The 3,279-nt window shown below is 65.0% G+C and carries 3 protein-coding genes; all 3 read right to left on the bottom strand.

Going from position 1 to position 3,279, the window contains the following annotated elements:
• On the bottom strand, nucleotides 1-488 hold a 488-nt coding region (locus QOD90_RS04595; protein ID WP_526347124.1), incomplete at its 3' end, for a hypothetical protein.
• An 8-nt stretch (nucleotides 489-496) separates the two neighbouring features.
• Nucleotides 497-2,095 (bottom strand): amino acid permease, encoded by a 1,599-nt coding sequence (locus tag QOD90_RS04590; RefSeq protein ID WP_526347122.1) that lies wholly within the window; start codon nucleotides 2,093-2,095, stop codon nucleotides 497-499.
• A 5-nt stretch (nucleotides 2,096-2,100) separates the two neighbouring features.
• Complete coding sequence (locus QOD90_RS04585) at nucleotides 2,101-3,042, bottom strand: metallophosphoesterase family protein (RefSeq protein ID WP_526347120.1); 942 nt, start codon at nucleotides 3,040-3,042, stop codon at nucleotides 2,101-2,103.
• Nucleotides 3,043-3,279 lie beyond the last annotated feature (237 nt).

The raw sequence follows: 3,279 nt of genomic DNA, 5'->3' as shown, positions 1-3,279 counted from the left end.
CCGAGCAGCACCGTGAGGTCGATCAGGTCGTTGGCCGTCATCTCGTGGATCTGCAGCTTCGACAGCACCAGGTCGGCGAGCGAGATGCACGGGTCGGCCAGTTCGAGCCGGTCGACGAAGTTGATCGAATGCGCCATCACCAGGGCGTCCATGAAGACGTCGATCTTGATGCCCGTCTCGGGGTGGGCGAAGATCTGTCGCTTGATGCCCCACTCCCGTAGCCCGCGCGCGGCCGGGTCGGCGAGGTAGCCCTCGCCTTGGAAGAACGCGTCGATCTGCCGGTGATCGCGGTCGCGGCCCCAGAAGTCGATGTCGTAGAACGGACGCCGCCCGAGCTCACGCATCAGCCCGTTGTGCCGGGAGCAGTGCAGATGCACGGCCACCGAGCCCGTGACCCGCAGCAGCAGCGACTGCTCCGCGGCCGCCCCGACGAGGCGCGCGGCCTCGCCGGGGATCCGCTCGGCCCGTAGGAGGGTCGCGGCGTCCATCCCGTCCATCACTCGACCGGGATCTCGCTGAACTGGCCCTTGAGGTCGGCCCCCTGATTGGCGCGGTAGATCCGGAACGCTGCGTACCAGGTGAGCGCGAAGACCGTGACGGCGATCGTCATGACCTCGGAGAGGTGGTTGTTGGCGCCGTAGGCGGCATCGATCAGCAACCGGTAGAAGACGAACACCACGCAGGTGAGGGCGACGACGCCGATCACCGAGATCACGGGCACCTTCCCCACTCGGTAGGCGATCGGTGAGGACTCGAACTCCCGCTTTCGCCGGAACGGGAAGATGATCGCGGCCAGGCAGACGCCCATGAACGGGATGCACTGGCCGAGAAAGCCGCCGAGCACCAGGACCGAGCTGGTGAACGCGTAGAGGCACACCCAGACGAAGGCGATCGCCGCCGACAACGCCAGCGCCCAGGTCGGGGTGTGGAACTTGGCCGAGACCGACGAGAACCACTTCGGTGCCAGCCCGTCCAGCGACCACGCGAGCATGCTGCGCGTCGCGACGATCAACGAGCTTGCGCCGACGAAGAACAACAACGACAGCACCCAGAGACTGTTCACCACCGTGAGCACGGGATTGCCGCCGGCGATTCCGGTGTACAGGTTGACGTACGGCGCCGCGTCGAGCGGGAACTTGTCTGGCGCGACCTCGGTGGAGGCCAGCATGAACGAACTGCCAAACGCCATCCGATACAGGAACATCAACAGCATCATCGCCCCACCCATCGTGACGATGGCGAGCGTCATACCCCGCAGCTGACTGCGCTGCCCGTCCTTCACCTCGCCACCGAAGCTCACCGAGAGCACCGCGAACCAGAGCGAGAACGCCGGCCACGCCGCGAAGAACGCGCTCTGCGGCAGGCTGAACGGGTGGGCGGTGTCGCCTGCCGCTGCGATGACGCCGTCGTAGGCGCCCGCACCTGCGGCGGCGTCGAAGTTGTGGTGGAAGTCGAGCACGCCGGTGGCCGCCAGCGCGAGGGTGACGAACGTGGCCAGCAGGCTGACCGCGGTGACGTAGCTGGCCCAGCGTTGCACCTTGAAGTACACCCCGGCGCCGCGGTACTGCACGATCGAGAAGATGCCGACCACGAGCACACCGCCGAGGAACAGGCCCCACTTGCCCGCGAACCAGTTGCCCGCATTGATCAGGGCTGCGTTGTGTTGCTGCACCCCGAGCGAACTGAGCATCGGCGCGATCCCGAACTTGGACAGGAAGGCACCGTTCACCCCGGTGTAGAAGAGCTGCCAGAACACCAGCGACATGCTCAACGCGATGCCTGCGGCCGGATGAAGGATTCTTGACATGAACACGTAGTCGCCGCCGGAGCGCGGATAGACCATGCTGAGCAGCCCGTAGCAGCCTGCGATGAAGAGGCCTGCCACGGTCGCGATCAGGGTGGCCAGCTCCATCGACGCACCCGGGTAGAACTGCCAGGCCGCGACGATGAAAATGATGTAGCCGAGGGCGATTTGCTGCCACCCGTAGAACATCACGTCGTCGGTACGGACCTGCCGGACCAGCCCCGAGCTGGCCCTGGTGAAGACCCCGGCCGTGGTCGGGACCCCGGTCTTGACGGTCGGTGCAGCAGTCATGGCGATCAGCCCCTTACCAGGCTCGTGTTCACAAGGCCGTGTCGTTTGTCCAGATCGATGAGCAGGCCGCCCAGGATCCCCTCGCTGTACTCACTGCCGGGGTTGCCGATCGGCACCCCGGCCAGTTCACGGACTCCCCGCGATTCGTGGATGTGTCCGTGCAGGCCGAGCATCGGCTCGTAGGTGGCGATGGCGTCGCGGGTGGCCGTGCTGCCGACCGGCACCATCTGCGGGCCACCCGACGTGACGACCGCGCGCAGGTCCTCGTCGAGCTTGGGCGCGTAGTCCAACCCCGAGGCGTAAGGCGGTACGTGCAGGCTCATGATCGTCTTGCCAGGGTCGTCAGCCGTGGCCATCACCTCGTCGATCCGGCGGGCCAAGTCTTCCTCCGACACGTCGCGCGGGCACGCCCACGGCGTGATGTTGCCGTAGCCCATGCCCATCATCTGGAAGCCGTCGTCGAGATCGATCACCGTGCCGTTCGGGTCCTCGATCACACTCGAGCGGCTGAGCATGTCGTCGACGTCGAAGTAGTCGTCGTTGGCGCCGCTGATCAGAACCCGCACGCCCGTTCCGCCGAGACGGTCCTCGGCCATGTCGATCCAGCGCTCGACGCGCTTGAGGATCAACGTGCGGAACAGGTCGTCGATCCTGTCCTGGTCGCCGGCGTAGGACTCGAACTCCTCTGGGGTGGTCAGCCACGCATACTCACCGGCGTCGGCGATCATGGCGAGCAGATTGTTGAGCTGCGCGCCCGCGCTGACCTTGCGCTCGATGCCCGCGAACCGGGCCTTGTACTTGCCGCGCTTGGTCTCGATCACGGGCACGATGAACTTCCCCGTGATGTCGCCGCCGATCACGATCGTGTCGCACTCGTAGTGCTTGGGGGTGGCGAGGAACTTCTTCCAGCATCGCTCGCTCCCGTGGATGTCGGTGCAGAAATACATGCGCACGTTCGGGTGCCTCCAGGGCAACGGGTTGGGTCGTCGGACAGAAGCGAACGTATGGGCCGCTTGTTTCGTGCGTAATAATTACCCGTGTCGATAACGTATCGAATTGGACGTGGTGCGACTGTCCGTAGTAAGAATTGACGGAACAGCGGGATTTACAAATCGATGCAGTATCGATTTGGCTGGTAAATGACATGGAGGCAGCTGTGAGTGACGACCTGATGAGCCCGGTGC

The organism is Mycobacterium sp., assembly GCF_032161845.1.
In the GTDB taxonomy this organism is placed as follows: domain Bacteria; phylum Actinomycetota; class Actinomycetes; order Mycobacteriales; family Mycobacteriaceae; genus Mycobacterium.
The sequence above is the reverse complement of the archived record's forward strand: the minus strand, read 5'-3'. Positions and strand labels throughout refer to the sequence as shown.

Coding starts and splice junctions, on each gene's coding strand:
- QOD90_RS04590 (WP_526347122.1), bottom strand. CDS start 2,095: ATGACTGCTGCACCGACCGTCAAGACCGGGGTCCCGACCACGGCCGGG.
- QOD90_RS04585 (WP_526347120.1), bottom strand. CDS start 3,042: ATGTATTTCTGCACCGACATCCACGGGAGCGAGCGATGCTGGAAGAAG.